The 17,977-nt window shown below is 65.0% G+C and carries 16 protein-coding genes; 3 read left to right on the top strand and 13 right to left on the bottom strand.

The genetic code is table 11. The features are described 5' to 3' along the window. The first annotated feature begins 2 nt into the window (after window positions 1-2). Entirely contained in the window at window positions 3-1,286 is a 1,284-nt protein-coding gene (locus ACODTA_RS11320; protein WP_489066007.1) for a citrate synthase, read from the top strand. 127 nt (window positions 1,287-1,413) lie between these two features. Here ACODTA_RS11320 and ACODTA_RS11315 read toward each other — a convergent pair whose 3' ends face one another. The 4 genes from ACODTA_RS11315 to ACODTA_RS11300 all read right to left on the bottom strand — a co-directional run bounded on the left by ACODTA_RS11315 (window position 1,414) and on the right by ACODTA_RS11300 (window position 5,445). Then, window positions 1,414-2,763, bottom strand: coding sequence for a sensor histidine kinase (locus ACODTA_RS11315; protein ID WP_489066006.1), 1,350 nt, complete (start codon window positions 2,761-2,763; stop codon window positions 1,414-1,416). Next, window positions 2,760-3,869: a DUF2336 domain-containing protein gene (locus ACODTA_RS11310; RefSeq protein ID WP_489066005.1), complete on the bottom strand. Its 1,110-nt coding sequence runs from the start codon at window positions 3,867-3,869 to the stop codon at window positions 2,760-2,762. The genes ACODTA_RS11315 and ACODTA_RS11310 overlap by 4 nt, the downstream gene beginning before the upstream one ends. 35 nt (window positions 3,870-3,904) lie before the next feature. Further along, on the bottom strand, window positions 3,905-5,074 hold the full coding sequence (locus tag ACODTA_RS11305) for a hypothetical protein (RefSeq protein ID WP_489066004.1): 1,170 nt from the start codon (window positions 5,072-5,074) through the stop codon (window positions 3,905-3,907). A 71-nt stretch (window positions 5,075-5,145) separates the two neighbouring features. Next, window positions 5,146-5,445, bottom strand: coding sequence for an Hpt domain-containing protein (locus ACODTA_RS11300; RefSeq protein WP_222990001.1), 300 nt, complete (start codon window positions 5,443-5,445; stop codon window positions 5,146-5,148). 81 nt (window positions 5,446-5,526) lie between these two features. On the opposite strand from ACODTA_RS11300, the gene ACODTA_RS11295 reads away from it, so the two are divergent. Both ACODTA_RS11295 and ACODTA_RS11290 read left to right on the top strand, forming a co-directional pair. Continuing rightward, window positions 5,527-7,818: a coiled-coil domain-containing protein gene (locus ACODTA_RS11295; RefSeq protein WP_489066003.1), complete on the top strand. Its 2,292-nt coding sequence runs from the start codon at window positions 5,527-5,529 to the stop codon at window positions 7,816-7,818. Window positions 7,819-7,825: 7 nt separating this feature from the next. Then, entirely contained in the window at window positions 7,826-8,410 is a 585-nt protein-coding gene (locus tag ACODTA_RS11290; protein WP_489066002.1) for a glutathione S-transferase family protein, read from the top strand. Between the two features lie 16 nt (window positions 8,411-8,426). Here ACODTA_RS11290 and ACODTA_RS11285 read toward each other — a convergent pair whose 3' ends face one another. The 9 genes from ACODTA_RS11285 to ACODTA_RS11245 all read right to left on the bottom strand — a co-directional run bounded on the left by ACODTA_RS11285 (window position 8,427) and on the right by ACODTA_RS11245 (window position 17,970). After that, a complete protein-coding gene (locus ACODTA_RS11285) occupies window positions 8,427-8,690 on the bottom strand; it encodes a DUF1467 family protein (protein WP_489066001.1) in 264 nt (87 codons plus the stop codon). Beyond that, window positions 8,687-10,279 (bottom strand): ribonuclease J, encoded by a 1,593-nt coding sequence (locus ACODTA_RS11280; protein WP_489066204.1) that lies wholly within the window; start codon window positions 10,277-10,279, stop codon window positions 8,687-8,689. Before ACODTA_RS11280 ends, ACODTA_RS11285 begins: the two co-directional genes overlap by 4 nt. Window positions 10,280-10,451: 172 nt before the next feature. Beyond that, window positions 10,452-11,225 carry a type III pantothenate kinase gene (locus tag ACODTA_RS11275; RefSeq protein WP_489066000.1) on the bottom strand — a complete coding sequence of 258 codons (774 nt, stop codon included), beginning with the start codon at window positions 11,223-11,225 and terminating at the stop codon, window positions 10,452-10,454. Between the two features lie 10 nt (window positions 11,226-11,235). After that, a complete protein-coding gene (locus ACODTA_RS11270) occupies window positions 11,236-11,943 on the bottom strand; it encodes a biotin--[acetyl-CoA-carboxylase] ligase (RefSeq protein WP_489065999.1) in 708 nt (235 codons plus the stop codon). A gap of 52 nt (window positions 11,944-11,995) precedes the next feature. Next, window positions 11,996-13,435, bottom strand: a complete 1,440-nt coding sequence (gene nuoN / locus ACODTA_RS11265; RefSeq protein ID WP_489065998.1) for an NADH-quinone oxidoreductase subunit NuoN — start codon at window positions 13,433-13,435, stop codon at window positions 11,996-11,998. Beyond that, entirely contained in the window at window positions 13,435-14,985 is a 1,551-nt protein-coding gene (locus ACODTA_RS11260; RefSeq protein WP_489065997.1) for an NADH-quinone oxidoreductase subunit M, read from the bottom strand. Before ACODTA_RS11260 ends, nuoN begins: the two co-directional genes overlap by 1 nt. Before the next feature lie 7 nt (window positions 14,986-14,992). Next, on the bottom strand, window positions 14,993-17,050 hold the full coding sequence (gene nuoL / locus ACODTA_RS11255) for an NADH-quinone oxidoreductase subunit L (protein ID WP_489065996.1): 2,058 nt from the start codon (window positions 17,048-17,050) through the stop codon (window positions 14,993-14,995). Window positions 17,051-17,056: 6 nt separating this feature from the next. Further along, the gene (nuoK, locus tag ACODTA_RS11250) at window positions 17,057-17,362 is read right to left on the bottom strand and encodes an NADH-quinone oxidoreductase subunit NuoK (RefSeq protein WP_489065995.1); all 306 of its coding nucleotides are present in this window, start codon (window positions 17,360-17,362) and stop codon (window positions 17,057-17,059) included. Further along, window positions 17,359-17,970, bottom strand: a complete 612-nt coding sequence (locus tag ACODTA_RS11245; protein WP_489065994.1) for an NADH-quinone oxidoreductase subunit J — start codon at window positions 17,968-17,970, stop codon at window positions 17,359-17,361. The genes nuoK and ACODTA_RS11245 overlap by 4 nt, the downstream gene beginning before the upstream one ends. Between the last annotated feature and the right edge of the window lie 7 nt (window positions 17,971-17,977).

The raw sequence follows: 17,977 nt of genomic DNA, 5'->3' as shown, positions 1-17,977 counted from the left end.
CTATGACCGGAAACGCGAAGCTGGTGGCCGGAGGCAAGGATCACGACTATCCGGTGCTGGCCGGATCGGTCGGCCCCGATGTGATCGATATCCGAAAGCTTTACGGCCAGACGGGCATGTTCACCTATGATCCGGGCTTCACCTCGACCGCTAGCTGCGAATCCGGCCTGACCTATATCGACGGCGACCAGGGCATCCTGCTCCATCGCGGCTATCCGATCGACCAGCTCGCCGAGCAGTCGAACTTCATGGAAGTCAGCTATCTGCTGCTCAACGGCGAACTGCCGAGCCAGGCGGAGCTGGAGAAGTTCAGCTATACCATCACGCGCCACACCATGCTGCACGAGCAGCTCGCGACCTTCTATCGCGGTTTCCGCCGCGATGCGCACCCGATGGCGATCATGTGCGGCGTCGTCGGCGCGCTTTCGGCCTTCTACCACGATTCCACCGACATCACCGATCCGCGCCAGCGGATGATCGCCAGCCACCGGCTGATCGCGAAGATGCCGACGATCGCGGCGATGGCGTATAAATATTCGGTTGGTCAGCCCTTCCTCTATCCCGACAACAAACTGTCCTACACCGGCAATTTCCTGCGCATGACCTTCGGCGTGCCGGCGGAGGAATATGTGGTGGATCCCGTCGTCGAGGCGGCGATGGACAAGATCTTCATTCTCCATGCCGATCACGAGCAAAACGCGTCGACCTCGACCGTCCGCCTGGCCGGCTCCTCGGGCGCCAACCCGTTCGCCTGCATCGCCGCCGGCATCGCCTGCCTTTGGGGCCCGGCGCATGGCGGCGCCAACGAAGCGGCGCTCAACATGCTGCGCGAGATCGGCCATCCGGACCGTATCCCCGAATATATCGCCCGCGCGAAGAACAAGGACGATCCGTTCCGCCTGATGGGCTTCGGCCACCGCGTGTACAAGAATTACGATCCGCGCGCGAAGGTGATGCAGAAGACCGCGAACGAGGTGCTCGACAAGCTGGGCGTCACCGATCCGATCTTCGACGTCGCGCGCGAACTGGAGCAGATCGCGCTCAAGGACGAGTATTTCGTCTCGAAGAAGCTCTATCCCAATGTCGATTTCTATTCGGGCGTCATCCTGTCGGCGATCGGTTTCCCGACCACGATGTTCACCGTGCTGTTCGCGCTTGCCCGCACCGTCGGCTGGGTCGCGCAGTGGAACGAGATGATCTCCGATCCCGATCAGAAGATCGGTCGCCCGCGCCAGCTCTATACGGGCCCGACGCAGCGCGACTATGTGCCGGTCGGCAACCGCTGAGGCGGCCTGAACAATCCAGGACGTTTACCCCGGCGAAAGCCGGGGTTTTCGTTTGAGAAAACCGTTTAGTTGTCGTGAGATGCCAAGCTTCGCTGATATCGCATGAAAGGCCGGGTGCACCGGCGGTTCAGCCGACCGGCAATGTCAGCGTGAAGCGCGCGCCCTGCCCGGGCGCGCTGTCCACACTGATCTCTCCGTCCATGGCGCGCGCCAGCCTGCGGGCGATGTAGAGGCCCAGGCCGCTGCCCCCGGGTTCGCCCGGATCGACGCGTTCGAACTTTTCGAAGATCCGTTCATGATCCTCCGGATCGATGCCCTTGCCCTGATCCGCGATCACCACCACCGCGCGATCGGCCGCCTGTTCGGCGCGTATCCACACCATCGCGCCATTGGGCGAATAACGAACCGCATTGCCGATCAGGTTCACCAGGATCTGCAGCACACGCTTGAAATCGCCGAGCGCGGGCAATCGTTCGTCTTCGCCCGGCCGGTCGATGCGCACCTCGCGATCCGAGGCGCGGACCGCCAGCAGCCCGGCGGCGCGGCGCGCGACATCGGCCAGATCGATCACCTCGGCCTCGACCCGGAAGTCGCTGCGCTCGATCGCCTGGAGATCGACGAGATCGTCGACAAGTGCGAGCAGATGGCGACCGGCCGTCGCGATATCACCGGCATATTCGGCATAGTCGCGCCTGAGTGGCCCTTCGCTCCGCGTGCTGATGCTGTCCGCGCGCGAGATGATCCGCGCCAGCGGTTCCCGCAGCGCGCGATCGAGCCGCTCGCCAAAGGCATCGGCGACGATGCGGGGTTCCTCAGGGCTGGCAAGCTTCGCGCGATGCCAGGCGGCATTGCCCCGGAACCCCACGAAACGCCCCGCTCCGTCATGGATCGGAACCGCGCTCAGCCGGACGCTGCCATTGCCGTTGCGCAATTCGGCATCCTGCGCCTCCAGCCGGCCCTGTGCCGCCAATGCGGCGAGCAAGGGCAGGTTCCCGTCCTCATCCTCGATCAGCCTGACCAGTTGCGTGATGGGCTGGCCAATCATGCCGCTCGCGGGTCCACCAATCGCCTCTTCAGCCGAGGCCGAGAGCGCGACGAGCTTGAGCGCCTCATCGGTTTCCCAGAGCCAATCCGCAGAGGCGCGGAGAAAATCGGTTTCGCGATCGATGTCGCGCGCGGCGATGGCGGGCAGCGCGGGGCGGCGGTTCCAGCCGCCGACGGTCAATCGGACCTCGTTGCCGTCGGGCTGCGCGCGCACCCAGAGATCGATATCGCTCTCCCCATCCGCCGCGATCACCGCGCGCGAAATCAGGATGCCGAGCCGATTGGCGAGGCGTGCCAGCGCCGCGATCTGCGGCACGGCGAGTGCCCCGCCCGCTTCGCCCCCGGCCCGCAACTGCAGGCCGAGCAGTGGCGGATCGGCCTCGATCAGCCGCCCGCTGCGATCGACGCGGCCATGAACGGGTGCGGCGTTCATGCCGCCCATCCATCACCGCGTTCGGCGAGCCCTGCCGAAAGCGCGGCGATCGCGGCGCGATAGCCCGTATCGACTTGCCAAGGTTGAATCAGTTCGAGCGCGCGGACACGCGTCAGATCATCATAGGCGGACATTTGTTCGATCAAATCCGCGTCATCGGCCGAGAGAATCTGGGCGACGGCGCCCGCAACCTCGCGGCGGACGTCGAGCGCACGCAGCAGCACGATCAGCCTTTCTCCGAATGGCGGCAAGGCCATGCCGCGCGCCGCGTCGAAATCGAGGCCTCCGCGCACCGCGAGCGCCGCGACGAACAACGACAGCCGTCCCTCCTGGCACGCGGCCTGGAGCAGCGAATCGTCGAGCCGGCCGCGCTCCGCCAGGGCATAAGCGAGTTGCATGGCAGAGGATTCAAGCGTTTCGCCCTCGTCATGACTCGAAAGGCTGGCAGCCGCGGCATCCATCAGCGCGGTATCCGCCACGCCATGATCCGCGCCATGCTGGCGAGTCAGATATTCGCGCAACGCCGCCGCCACCCACCAGACCAGGCGATATTGCAGGTCGGCAGGCAAGTCGGTGCGTGCGAGCACCGGCTCCTCGAACAGGAAATGACGGCGGCTCTCGGCGATCAACATCGCCATTGCCGCACCAGAGACGGCTTCGTCGGAATCGGCGAGCAATGCCTCGACCAATCGGGTTTCCTCGCCGTCGCGGCGCAGCAGGCTGCTCAACCGCTGCTCCTCAACGCGCGCGAGCAAGAGTGAAACCAGTTCGACATCGTGAAGCGCACGGGCGCGCTGAAGCAGCGGCAATGCGATCGGCACGCGAGCGCTGCCAAGCCCGGCCAGGATTTCCGGTGTGAAACGCGCGGCGTGCGACGTGATCAGCCGCTGCCGCAGATCATGTTCGACCGCCCCCACCAGCCGGACGATGAAACGCTTGATCGTGACGCGCTGATAGTCCGACAGGCGCATGCTTTCGGGCAGGAACAGGTCGACGAGCACGGCCAGGCGCTTGCGGCCGCCATGCCCACCGCGTGCGGCATCGGCCAGCAAACGGCCGGCACCGACCCGGGAAACCGCGGTTCCATCATCGTCCTCGGCGATCATGCGGACCGCGTTACGGCAACATAGTTAAATTGATGCTAAACCGGACGGGCAGGAATGTCGGAATCGGGGCCCGCGATACGGCGCTGCCCGAGCGTCAGCACCAGCCCCGCGAGCAAGGTCGACGCGGCAAGCCCTTGCACAGGCATGTCGAACAGCGCGAACACAAAAAGCGGCGCCGCCAACAACGAGGGTTCCACGGGTTCACGACCGGTGATCCTTGTCTGATCCCAGATCAACGCGACCAGCCCGATCGTGCCAAGCGAGAGCGGCCAGACGCCCCAGCCGGTGCCGATACCGTCGAGCTCCCAGGCGAGCACCAGCAGCGCCAGGCCAAACAAGCCGGTCTGCGCCCAGCGCCAGATCCGCTCCTGGCTTGACGTGCGCAGGCCGGCCGCGTCGAGCCGCCGGGGAAGTGCCGCAAGCGGCCCAGAGAGTGTCAGCAGCAACGCACCAAGCGCGACAAATTGAAACATGAAGGCCGGAATCGCGACAAAGGCAAGGCCGAGCGATGCCGCGCGCAGCCAGCCCGAGCGCACGTCATGATCGAGCAGAAAGCCGTTCAATCGCGCGCCCAGCGGCGCGGGCAACAGCCGCCCCCCGCCCCTGTCGAGCAAGGCGATCTCGGTCGCGCGCGCCTCGGCCGCGCTTTCGATGAGCCAGGCCGAGGCGGCGCCGGTATCGACCCGCGTCGCCTGTGCCTGGACGATCCGGCGCAGCAATGTCGACTGAAGGTCCCAATCGCCCAGCATCGCCACGGTCTTGCGCAGCATCGTGCCATCGATCAGCGCGAAGCCGGCCCAGCGTGCGCCGGCATCGATGCGCTCGTGCCGCAACGTGGCGCCACTGTCGGGCACCGTAAAGAGCGCGGGCGATATCGATTGGGCGGCACGTTTCAGCATGTCCTGCCGCGCGATCACGCCATCGCCGATCACCAGAAGCTGTTCGTCGGGATGAATCCGATCCGCCGCATCCGCCACCGTGCGGGCGAGTTCGACATCGATACCGTCGCGCTTCAGGCGGTCGACGCCCGCGACCAACGCGGCGGGCACGCGCTCGACCAGCACGACGATATGGCGAGCGCCCGCCGCTGCCGCCTGGCGCGCCTGATATTCGATCAGGCTCTGGCCAAGAAAAGGCGCGGCCGCGCGCGGCGTGATGCCGTCGTCGAGCACGGCACATCCGATGATGAGGCTGGCTAGCGCCACGATCGTCCCCTGGACCCCCGAACAAGAGGGTCAGGCGATAGGCGCATATTGTGCGCCGTGCAAAGCCGCTATCAGCGGTCGAACGACGAAATAGCGCTATTGACGCGTCGAACCGCGACCGGATCACCCGGAGCGGCGGTCGCCGCGGCCTCCGCCGCGTCCATCAGCCGTACCGCGCCAAAGCTCGCCGCCAGTCCCTTCAATCGCCATGCCGCCATCTGCCAGTTCGCGTCGCAACGGGCGCGCGAAAGCAGATCAGCCTGACGCAGCGCGCTGTCCATGAAAGCGGCGCGCAATTCGGCGATCAGCGAAGGGTCGTCGCCGACCGCGGCCGCCAGCGCGGTGTTCAGGGCTCCGGGATCATAGGCCATCCAATCACCCTATCCAGGAGTGATTAAGGAGGTGTTTCGCCCGTTGGCGTTGCCATGGGAAAAGTGGTAAATGATGATGTTATGACAGGGGGATCCAGGATCGTCGAACTCCGCCGTGGCGCGGCGTCCGCAGAGGCAGACGCCGAATCGCCGGCGCTGACGGCAGCCGAATACGACGCGCATTTCGTCGTCCAGGCCGATGAATTCGACGGGCCGTCGCCTTGGCGCGACAGGCTGATCGCAGGCGTCATGGCCATGCTCGCGATCGGCTGGATCGTTGCGATCACCTGGTCGTCGGCGCCAAGCCTCAATTCGTCGCCGGCAAGCGTCACCGCGTTCATCGGCATGGCGAGCGCGCCCCTCGCGCTGCTCGGCATCATCTATCTGCTGTTGATGCGCAGCAGCAGCCGCGAGGCGCGGCGCTTTGCCCGCACATCGGCTGCGATCCGCACCGAAACCCAATGGCTGGAGGCGGTGATGGAAACCCATGCCGCGCGGCTGGAGGAGAACAGGGCCGCGCTGTCCGAACAGACCGGCTCGTTCATGCATATCGGCGAGGATGCCGCGGCGCGGCTGAAGGTGGTGACCGAAGCGATGCATGGAGAGGTCGACGCGCTCGGCCGTCAGGCCAATGCGCTCAAGACCGCCGCCACCGCCGCGCGCACCGATCTGAGCGTGCTGCTTGCCGACCTTCCCAAGGCGCAACTCCACGCGCAGCGCATGACCGAGGATCTGAAGGAGGCCGGGCTGACCGCGCATGGCAATGCCGGTGCGCTCGAAGCCCAGCTTTCTTCACTGGTCGCGCGTGGGCGGGAGGCGGACGAGATCGCGGGCGGCGCAGCGCAGCGCCTGGCCGCTCATCTCGCCCGGATGGAAAGCACCGGCGAAACCGCTGGTGCACGGCTGGAGGCTGCCGCAGGGCAGATGACCGAAGCGGTCGATGCCGCGCTCAACCGCGCCGCCGAAGCCGTCGATGAAGCCCGCAAGGGCATGGAAGCCCAGGGCGCCGCCATGCTCGCCATGATCGAACAATCGCGCGCGGCGATGGACGAAACCGGCGAGCAAGCGGGCATCGCACTGACGGGACGCGTCGAGGACATCAACAGCCGCATCGCGGCACTGGGCGCGGCGCTGGATGCGCACGCAGCATCCAGCCGGGCGCTGACCGATGCGCTCCAGACCGCGATTGGCGATCTCGACAACGGTCTGGCCGAACTCGACCGCAGCGGCGTGGAGCGGACCGGTCGCCTCTCGTCCGCGATCGCCGACCTGAGCGGTCATGCCGAGCGCATGAACGCGGCGCTGGGCACGGGCGGCAGCGTGGCCGATACGCTGATCCAGAAGGCCGAAGCGCTGATGACCGCGCTCGACGCCAATGCCCGCGAGCTTGATGAGGCGCTGCCGGCCGCATTCGACCGGCTCGACGCCAAGGCGGCAGGCAGCCGCACGCTGATCGCTGCACTGACACCCGAGGCCGAAAAGCTGGAAATGACGGCTGTCAGCGCGTTCAACCGGCTGAGCGAGTCCGAAGCGGCGCTCACGCGTCATCGCGAAACCATCGACACACTCGTCGCAGATCTCGACCGGCGGATCACCGAGAGCCGCGGCACTATCGAATCGCTGGCACAGGCGATCGGGCTGGCGGGCGACGAAGCCACACGTTTCGCCGAAATGGCTGGCCCCCAACTGGTCGAATCGCTCGTCCGGGTCCGCGAAACCGCGCAACTCGCATCGGAACGCGCCAAGGATGCGCTGGCATCGATCGTGCCCGAAAGCGCGGCAGCACTCGCGCGGGCGAGCGACGAGGCGCTTGCCAAGACGCTTACCGAACGCGTCGAAGCGCAGATGGTGGAGATCGCGACGGCGGCCGAACGCGCGGTGGAGGCCGCACACAAGGCATCAGACCGGTTGATGCGCCAGATGCTGACCATCGCCGACACCACCTCCGCCGTGGAATCGCGAATCGAGGAAGCACGTGAAGAGTCGGACAAGGTCAGCCAGGACGGCTTCGCCCGCCGCGTCGCGCTGCTGATCGAATCGCTCAATTCGACCGCGATCGACGTCACCAAGATCCTGTCCAACGATGTGACTGACACCGCATGGGCCGCCTATCTCAAGGGCGATCGCGGCGTCTTCACGCGCCGGGCCGTGCGGCTGCTCGATTCGGGCGAGGTCCGCGAGATCCTCCACCATTATGACGAGGATCCCGAGTTCCGCGACCAGATCAACCGCTATGTCCATGATTTCGAAGCCATCCTGCGCAACGTGCTCGCCACGCGCGATGGATCGCCGCTGGGCGTGACCCTGCTGTCCTCGGATATGGGCAAGCTCTATGTGGCGTTGGCACAGGCGATCGAGCGGTTGCGGACCTGATCGCCCGTTGAAGCTCTATTCGAAGCCGCTCGCGCCCAATCCGCTCCGCGTCACCATGCTGGCGCACAAGAAGGGCCTGACGCTCGATATCCATAATCTCGGCGCGGACGACACCAGGAACCCCGAATATCGGGAGATCAATCCGATTGGCCAGGTGCCGGTGCTAGAACTCGACGACGGCACGCACATCACAGAATCACTCACCATCTGCCAGTATCTCGATGCCATTTCCGGCCCGCCCTATCTGTGCGGTGACGGGCTGGAACAGCGGACGCGGATCGCGATGTGGGAACGGCGCGCCGAATTCCAATTGCTGATTCCCGCCGTCGAATATGGCCATCATCGCCACCCGATGTTCGCAGCACGCATCACGCAATATCCCGACTGGGCCGGATCGATCGCCGATGCCCCTCGCGCATTCCTGACGCTGATGGAGAGTCGGCTCGCCGAGACGCGCTTTCTCGCCGGTCCGGACTTCTCGATCGCCGACATCACCGCTTATTACGGATGCCGCTTCGCCACCGTCTATGGCCTCTACCCGACACCCGCGCCGGTGATCGCGGACTGGCTGGACCGGGTCGACGCGGCGTAGAAATATCGTATGCGGATCAGTCCGCGAAGACGTCGAACATGTCGGCCGTCACCCAGCCGAACACCCAGTTCGCGTAATAAAGCGCAAAAATGGCGGCTGAGATCAGCGTGATCCACAGGATCACCCTGAGCGGACGAAAATTGGCCGGCGCGCTGTCGGCCTGGCCAGGAATCTTGGAGAGGCCAGCTTCGTCATGGGTGCGCGCATGGAAAGGCAGCACGATGAAGGCGCTCGTCACCCAGAACAGCATGTAGATCGCGAGGCCCGAGGTCCAGGTCATTTGCCCACCCTCACGATCAGAACATCGACGACGGGCTTCTTGCCCGTCCATTCGGTGGCCTTGCGCCGCACGCCCAGGCGCAGCGCCTCACGCAGGAATTCCTCGTCACGCTTGCCGCTAGCCTTCTGGACGGCGACGCGCGCCGCCTCGATCGCATCGGCGAGGAAGTCTGCACGATCCTCCTCCACCGGCACGCCCTGAAGCCGGATCTGTGGGTCGCCGAGCAGGCGATCATTGTGGTCGAGCGCCACTGCGACCGAGATCTGGCCGTGCATGGAGATCTTGCGGCGCTCGTTGAGCGTGGTTCCATCCGCAGGCAGGATCACATCTCCATCGAGCACCAGCCGCCCGACACGCTCGAAGCCAAGTTTCTCCGGCCCATTGGGCGCCAGGCGCAGCAATTCGCCATTCTGCTGAACGATCGACCTGAGCACCCCCTCCGACAGCGCGAAACGCGCCTGTTCGGCCATATGGCGCATTTCGCCATGGACGGGCAGCACGATCTCCGGGCGAATCCAGCGATACATTTCGGCAAGTTCGGGACGACCGGGATGACCGGAGACATGAACATGCGCCTGGCGATCGGTGATCATCGCCACGCCCGCTGCCGACAGCGTGTTCTGGATCTTGCCGATCGCGATCTCGTTGCCAGGAATCTGCTTCGACGAGAAGACGACCAGATCGCCCTGCCCCAGCTTGATGATATGGCTGCCCTCCGCGATCCGAGACAGCGCGGCCCGGGGCTCGCCCTGTCCGCCCGTGGCGACGATCATCGCCTTTGACGGCGGCAGCGACATGATCGTGTCGAAATCGACGGTATCCGGGAAATCCTTCAGATAACCGACACTCTTCGCCACGCGCAGGATGCGATCGAGCGATCGGCCCGCGACACAAAGCGTGCGCCCGGTATCCGTCGCCACCTGCCCCAATGTCTGGAGCCGCGCGGCATTGGAGGCGAAGGTGGTGACGAGCACACGCCCGGTCGCCGCACCGATCACCGCATCGAGCCCGTCGCGCACCGCGCCTTCGGATCCCGACGCCTCTGGATTGAAAACGTTGGTTGAATCGCAGACGAGCGCGAGCACGCCCTGATCGCCGATCGCGCTCAGTTCCGCCGGGGTCGATGGTTCGCCGAGCTGCGGCGCATCGTCGAGCTTCCAGTCGCCGGTGTGGAAGACCCGGCCATGGGGCGTCTCGATCAGCAACGCGTTACCTTCGGGAATCGAATGCGCCAGCGGAACATAGCGAAAGCCGAAAGGCCCGAGCTGGAAGCTGCCTTCATTCTCGACGATCACGAGCTCGACGCGGTCGCTCAAACCCTCTTCGTCGAGCTTGCCCTTGATGAGGCCAGCGGTGAAGGGCGTCGCGAACAGCGGCACACCCAGGTCCGCCGCCAGATAAGGCAAGGCGCCGATATGATCCTCGTGCCCATGGGTGAGCACGATACCGAGCAGGTCGTCGGCGCGCTCCTCAATAAAGGACAGATCGGGCAGGATCAGTTCGACGCCGGGATAGGTGGAATCGGCGAAGGTCAGCCCGCAATCCACCATCACCCACTTGCCCTGGGTGCCATAGAGATTGACGTTCATGCCGATCTCGCCCGAGCCGCCAAGCGCGAGGAAGAGAAGTTCGTTGCCGGGTCTGGTCACGTCTTGATCGGTCCAATTCTATCCTGTCGGCCCGGCGAGACGCCGAACCTAGCGATGCCGAAGGCCGGCAACGCAAAAGCACCGGCGCGAGGCCGGTGCGGCATTCGAGGCATCAGCCGCGGCTGCGCTCGTAGAGCATCGAGAGTCCGCGGATCGTGAGATCGGGCTCGATCACGTCGAACATATCGTGCATCTCGAACAATGTCGCCAGCCCGCCGGTGGCGATCACCTTTGCCGGGCGGCCGATTTCCGCCTTGGTGCGCGCGAGCAACCCCTCGATCATCGCGACATAGCCCCAATAGATGCCGATATGCATCTGATCGACGGTGTTGCGGCCGATCACCGAATCGCTCGTCGGCGTTTCGATGGCGATGCGCGGCAGCTTGGCAGCGGCGGTGACCAGCGCGTCGAGCGACAGGTTGACGCCCGGCGCGATCACCCCGCCCTTATAGGCGCCGCGATAATCGACGACGTCGAAAGTGGTCGCGGTGCCGAAATCGATGATGATCAGGTCGCCTTCATGCTGGGCATGCGCGGCGATCATGTTGAGCGCGCGATCGGCGCCCAGATTCTGCGGTTCATCAACATCGAGCGGGAAGCCCCATTGCGCGGCGCCCTGTCCCGCGATGACCGCTTCCACGCCGAAATATTTACTGCTCAGCACCTGGAGGTTGTGGAGCGTGCGCGGAACGACGGTACCGATGATCACGCCATCGACGACGCTGCGATCGAGCCCTTCGAGCTGGAGGAGCTGGTTGACCCACACCGCATATTCGTCGCCGGTGCGGCGCGGATCGGTGGCGATGCGCCAGCGCGCGCGAATCTGGCCCTGATCGACCAGCGCGCAGACGACATTGGTGTTTCCGGCATCGATGGCGAGCAACATGTCGCGTCCTTCAAATCAGGAAGACATCAGCGGCGTGAATGGCACGCGACGTGCCGTCCGCCAAGCGCAGGATAAGCGCCCCACCCGCGTCGAGACCATCGAACAGCCCTTCGATGCTCTCGCCATCGGGTAGGTTCGCGGTCAGTGCGGTGCCGCGCGCATGGGCGGCGGCCAGCCAGCGTTCGCGCACCGGTTCCAGCCCCTCGCCGCGCCAGCGCGCCAGCCAGCGCGCGAACGCGGTGGCGAGGTCGTCGAGAAACAGAGCCGGATCCGGCGCGGCCCCGTGCGCGGCCAAGCTCGTCACCGGGCGATCGAGCCCCTCCGGGTGATGCGCCAGATTGACGCCGATGCCGATCACGACCGCATCGCCCGCCCCTTCGAGCAGGATGCCCGACAGTTTCGCACCGTCGAGCAATATGTCGTTGGGCCATTTGATACGGAGCGCGTCGCTGCCGCTCCATGCGACAAGCACTTCGTGGAGCGCGACCGCCGCGACGAGCGCGAGCGTGGCGACGGACGGATCGCTGATGCGCGGCCGCACCAGCGTGCTGACATACAGATTGCCCGGCGGCGAAGACCAGTTCCGCCCGAGCCGCCCGCGCCCCGCGCTTTGGGTGACGGCGCGCAGCCAAAGCCCTTCGGATTCACCGGCGCCGGCAAGCGCGAGCATGTCCTGATTGGTCGATTCGGTCCGCTCGACGGTGCGGATCACGGTCATGTCGACGGGCCTTCCCCGCCGAAGGCAGATGAAGGCCCGTGCATGATGCCGATCAGAACAGCGCCTGCGCCGCGTTCATCGTCGCCACGCCGAGCGCGGGGATCAGGAAATAGCCGAGCGGCGAGACGAAGAGAGCGGCGAGCGCGATCAGCCCACCTTCGACATAGCTGTCCACCGGGCGATAGCTCGGCGCCGGATCGTCGAAATACATCGTCTTGACGATCTTCAGATAATAGAAGGCGCCGATCACCGATGCGGCGATGCCGATCGCGGCGAGCGGCCACAGGCCTGCGGCGACCGCCGCGTCGAACACCAGGAACTTCGCCCAGAAGCCGAGCAGCGGCGGAATGCCCGCCAGGCTGAACATGAAGATCGCGAAGGCGGCGGCAAGCGCCGGGCGCGTGCGCGACAAGCCGGACAGGCTGGCGATGCTCTCGACATGGTTGCCCTCCGCATCGCGCATCTGGAGCACGCACAGGAAGCTGCCCAAGGTCATCGCGACATAGACGGCGAGATAGGTCAGCACCGCCGAGACGCCAGCCTGCGTGCCTGCGGCAAGGCCGATCAGCACGAAGCCGACATTGTTGATCGACGAATAGGCGAGCAGGCGCTTGATGTTGCTCTGGCCGATCGCCGCGACCGCGCCGAGCACGATCGACGCCAGTGCGGCGAAGACGATGATCTGGCGCCAGGCGTCAGTGGCCGGGCCCATCGCTTCCACCGCGATGCGCGCGGTGAGCGCCATCGCCGCGACCTTAGGCGCGGAAGCGAAGAAGGCCGTCACCGGCGTCGGCGCACCTTCGTACACGTCGGGCGTCCACATATGGAACGGCACCGCGCTGATCTTGAACGCCAGGCCGGCGAGCACGAACACCAGTCCGAACAATTCACCATTGGACAGGCCATCGCGCATCGCCACGGCGACGCCATCGAACAATGTCGTGCCCGTAAAGCCGTAGAGCAGCGAGATGCCGTAAAGCAGGATGCCGCTGGCCAGTGCGCCGAGCACGAAATATTTGAGGCCCGCTTCGGCCGAGCGCGTGTCGCGCCGCATGAAGCTGGCGAGCACATAAGCGGCAAGGCTGTTGAGCTCCAACCCGACATAGAGCGTCAGCAGGTCGCCCGCCGACACCATCATGCCCATGCCGACCGAGGCCAGCAGGATCAGCACCGGATATTCCGCGCGCAACGGCTCGCCACGCGAGAAGAAGGCCGGCGCGATCGCGATCGATACCGCCGCCGCGATGTAGATCAGCAGCTTGGAAAACGCCGCGAAGCCATCGGCGCGATAGAGGCCATGGAAGGCCTCCCCGCCATTACCCGGCAGGCCGAGCAGGCTGACCGAGGCCCCCGCGAGCACCAGCACGGCGAGCCAGCTCACGGCGCGGGTGGCCTTGTCGCCGGCATAGGCCGCGACGAGCAGCAGGGCGAGCGCGCCGAGGGTGATGATCACCTCCGGCAGCGCCATCAGAACGGATTGCGCGTAGTCCATCAGTGCGCCTCCGCCTGAGTTTCATGGGTTGGGCCGTGCTCGGCAGCGGGCGCGGGCTTGCCTGCCGCGATCTTCATGTCGCCGGTCGGCCGGGTCGGCTCAAGCCGCGCGACGAGCGTGCCGATATCCTTGCGCATCGGCGCGATGAAGCTTTCGGGATAGATGCCCATCCACATCACCACCACCGCGATCGGCGCGAGCAGCCAGATTTCGCGGCCCGAGAGATCGGGCATGGCGCGGACATCATCCTTGGTCAGTTCGCCGAATGCGATCCGGCGATAGAGATAGAGCATGTAGGCCGCACCCAGGATGATGCCGGTGGTGCAGACCAAAGCGACCCAGCTCGACATCTCGTAGATGCCCGCCAGCGCCAGGAATTCGCCGACAAAGCCGCTGGTGCCCGGCAGGCCGACCGACGCCATGGTGAACAGCATGAAGAACAGGGCGTATTTGGGCATGTTGTTCGCAAGGCCGCCATAACGCGAGATCTCGCGGGTATGGAGCCGGTCGTAGATCACGCCGACGCACAGGAAGAGCGCGCCGGAGACCAGCCCGTGGCTAAGCATCACGACCATCGAGCCTTCGAGACCCTGGCGATTGAACGAGAACAGGCCGATCGTCACGATCGCCATGTGCGCGACCGAGGAATAGGCGATCAGCTTCTTCATGTCCTGCTGGACGAGCGCGATCAGCGAGGTCACCACCACCGCGATCATCGACAGCGCGAAGATCAGCCAGGCGAGTTCGGCCGAAGCGATCGGGAACATCGGCAGCGAGAAGCGGATGAAGCCGTAACCGCCCATCTTGAGCAGCACGCCGGCCAGGATGACCGAGCCCGCCGTCGGCGCCTGCACGTGCGCGTCGGGCAACCAGGTGTGGACAGGCCACATCGGCATCTTCACCGCGAAGCTGGCGAAGAAGGCGAGGAAAAGCAGGGTCTGCGCGTTCGCCGGGAAATCATACGCCATCAACTGCGGGATTGAAGTCGTCCCGGCCTCCTGCGCCATCCACAGCATCGCGATCAGCATCAACACCGATCCGAGCAGCGTATAGAGGAAGAATTTGTAGCTGGCGTAGATCCGGTTCGCACCGCCCCAGATGCCGATGATGAGGTACATCGGGATCAGGCCGGCCTCGAAGAAGATGTAGAACAGGAACAGATCCTGCGCGGTGAACACGCCGATCATCAGCGTTTCCATGAGCAGGAACGCCGCCATATATTCGCCGACGCGGTCCTCGATCGACTCCCAGCTCGCCAGGATGCAGATCGGCATCAGGAATACCGAAAGCATGATCAGCATCAGCGCGATACCGTCGATGCCCAACGCCCAGGCGAAGCGGCCGAACACCGGCACATATTCGGTGAACTGCCACTGCGCACCGCCGACGCTCGCGTCGAAATTCACCCAGAGCAGGATGCCGAGGACGAAATCGACCAGGGTCGCGCCCAGCGCGACCGTCCGCGCGGTCTGCGCGTTGACGTAAAGACACACGATGGCCGCGACCATCGGCACGCCCAGCATGATCGAAAGGATGGGAAGCCCGTTCATTGTTCGATCACCGCCCCGCGATCGCCCAGGTGGCCGCGGCCGCAAGGCCGAGCAGCATCACCAGCGCATAGGTGTAGAGATATCCCGACTGCAGCTTCGCGCTGATCGCGCTGCCGCGCACCACGAGCGCCGCCAGCCCGTTGGGGCCGAAGCGATCGATCGTGCCCTCGTCGCCCTTCTTCCAGAAGAGGCGGCCGAACCAGAAGGCCGGCTTCACGAACAGGATGTTGTAGAGCTCGTCGAAATACCATTTGTTGAGCAGGAAGGCATAGAGGCCGCGCGCCGACGCCGTGAAGCGAGCCGGCAGGGTCGTGTCCTTCATATAGGCCCACCAGGCGATGAACAGGCCGGTCAGCATCACCGCGAACGGCGTGAACTTCACCCAGACCGGCACTTCATGTGCCGCGTGCATCAGATGCGCGTCGAACGCCAGACTGCCCTTCCAGAATTCAGCGCCATGCTCCGAACCGATAAAGGCATGGTGGAAGGCGACGCCCGCGAAGACCGCGCCCAGGCCGAGCACGAGCAGCGGCACCAGCATCGGCAGCGGGCTTTCGTGCGGGTGATAGCCCGCCGTGCCGTCGCTTTCGGCATGGCCATGCGCATGATCGTCATGACCGTGCGCGGCATGTCCATGATCGGCATGGCCGTGATGATCGTCATGAACGGCATGCTGGATATGCTCGGATTGCTCCCAGCGCGGCTTGCCGAAGAAGGTGAGGAAGATCAGACGCCACGAATAGAAGCTCGTGAGCAGCGCGGCGAACGCGCCGACCGCGAAGGCGACCTGGCCGTGATAGCCCGAGGCGAAGGCGGCTTCGAGGATCATGTCCTTCGAATAGAAGCCGGCGAAGCCGATGCCGACGAGCGGAATGCCGACGCCCGTGATCGCGAGCGTGCCCGCCATCATCGCCCAGAAGGTGAGCGGGATCTTTTTCCGCAGGCCGCCATAATAGCGCATGTCCTGTTCGTGGTGCATCGCATGGATTACCGAACCCGCGCCCAGGAAGAGCAGAGCCTTGAAGAAGGCGTGGGTGAACAGGTGGAACATCGCCGCGCCATAGGCGCCGACGCCGGCCGCGAAGAACATGTAGCCGAGCTGCGAGCAGGTCGAATAGGCGATGACGCGCTTGATGTCGGTCTGGGTCGTGCCGACGGTCGCCGCGAACAGGCAGGTCGCGGCGCCGATGAAGGTGACGAAGCCGAGCGCCACGGGCGCTACCTCGAACATCGGCGACAGGCGGCAGACCATGAACACGCCCGCCGTCACCATGGTGGCGGCATGGATCAGCGCCGAAACCGGGGTCGGGCCTTCCATGGCGTCGGGAAGCCAGGTGTGCAGGCCGAGCTGGGCGGACTTGCCCATCGCACCGACGAACAACAGCAGGCACAGCACGGTCATGACGTCGAGGCGCATGCCGAGGAAGCCGATCGTGGACCCGGCCATCGACGGCGCGGCCTCGAGGATCGCGGGGATCGAGACGGTGCCGAACACCCAGAAGGTGCCGAAGATGCCGAGCATGAAGCCAAGATCGCCGACGCGGTTGACGACGAACGCCTTGATCGCGGCGGCATTGGCGCTGGGCTTCTTGTACCAGAAACCGATCAGCAGATAGGATGCCAGGCCTACGCCTTCCCAGCCGAAGAACATCTGGACCAGATTGTCGGCGGTCACGAGCATCAGCATCGCGAAGGTGAAGAGCGACAGATAGGCGAAGAAACGCGGCTGGCTGTCGTCCTCCGCCATATAGCCCCAGCTATACAGGTGGACGAGTGCGGAGACCGTGGTGATGACGACCAGCATCACCGCCGTCAGCGTATCGACGCGCAGAGCCCAGTCGACGGACAGGTCGCCTGAGCGGATCCATTGCAGCACGGGCACGACCTGCGCATCGGCATGGCCGGCGAGGAACGGCACGAAGATCGACCAGGACAGCGCGCACGAGATGAACAGCGCGCCGGTCGTGATCGACTTGGCCACGGTGTTGCCCAGCATGCGATTGCCGAAGCCCGCGACGATCGCGGCCAGCAGCGGCAGGAAAACGACGAAGAGGATTCTATCCACCGGGAATTACCCCTTCATCCGGTTGATGTCGTCGACCGCGATGGTGCCACGGCCACGGAAATAGATGACGAGGATCGCAAGGCCGATCGCCGCCTCACCAGCGGCGACGGTCAGCACGAACATCGCGAAGACCTGCCCGACCAGATCGCCCAGATAGGCGCTGAATGCGACGAGGTTGATGTTCACCGCGAGCAGGATCAGTTCGATCGCCATCAGGATGATGATCACGTTCTTGCGGTTCGCGAAGATGCCGAGCACCCCCATGACGAACAGGATCGCGCTCACCACCAGATAATGCTGGATACCAATCACAGCTCCACCCCCTGCCCCACGGGCTGGTTGACGTTGCGCGTCGCATCCTGCGGCCTGCGCTTGTTCTGATCGGAGATCTTCTGCGGCTTGGTGCCGCCACGCGCACGATGGGTCAGCACGATCGCGCCGATCATCGCCACGAGCAGGACAAGCCCGGCGGCCTCGAAGATATAGAGGTAGCGGCTGTAGAGCAGCCCGCCGAGCGCCTGGATATTGGGCATGTCCGCCGGCGTCGGCGCGATGCGCTGCGCCAGCTCGATCTTGCCCGCGCTCCATGCGCCGACCGCGACGATCATCTCACCCACCAGCACGACCGCGATCAGCAGGCCGAACATGGCATAGCGCGCGAAACCGGCGCGCATCTCGGCGAAATCGATGTCGAGCATCATGACGACGAACAGGAACAGCACGGCGACCGCGCCCACATAGACGATGACCAGCAGCATCGCGATGAATTCCGCGCCCGCGATCAGCATCAGCCCCGCCGCATTGAAGAAGGCGAGGATCAGCCACAGCACCGAGTGGACCGGGTTGCGCGCGGTGATCGTCAGCGCTCCCGAGAGGATCACGACGAATGCGAACAGGTAAAAGGCAAGGGCCTGGATCATGCGCGCG

The organism is Sphingomonas sp. FG14 (assembly GCF_057809675.1).
Note: the sequence above shows the minus strand (reverse complement) of the source record. Positions and strands in the feature narration are given on the sequence as shown.